Here is a 356-nt window from a genome sequence, read left to right as displayed (position 1 = left end):
ATTTACTGTTTGACCAAACTTGTCCGTGCCCGTGATTGTGACTTTAATGTCTTTTAACAGCGCATCATTTGAATCGACCACACCGTCCTGATCCACATCGAAGAACACAGTACCCGCAATAGACTTATCACCGGCCTTTGGCTTTTCGGTAAAGCGGATCGCTGGCGTTGGATCTGTGCCCACCACGACTTTGGCGACATTGCTTACTACGCCTGCACCTGTGCCAATATAGCGATTACCGGTTTGGTATGTGGCACTCGGTGTTTGTGTGATGGTATAACCATCTGCATTGGATTCAATCAAGCCAGTAAAGCTGAACTCACCATTAGCATTGCTTGTTACACTCTGATTTATTG

Annotated in this window: 1 protein-coding gene; it reads right to left on the bottom strand. The window is 46.3% G+C overall.

The window, feature by feature from the left end; all coding sequences use genetic code 11:
- On the bottom strand, positions 1-356 hold a 356-nt coding region (locus tag N483_RS27340; RefSeq protein ID WP_196764422.1), incomplete at both ends, for a hypothetical protein.

This window comes from Pseudoalteromonas luteoviolacea NCIMB 1944 (assembly GCF_001625565.1).
Classification (GTDB): domain Bacteria; phylum Pseudomonadota; class Gammaproteobacteria; order Enterobacterales; family Alteromonadaceae; genus Pseudoalteromonas; species Pseudoalteromonas luteoviolacea_F.
Note: the sequence above shows the minus strand (reverse complement) of the source record. Positions and strands in the feature narration are given on the sequence as shown.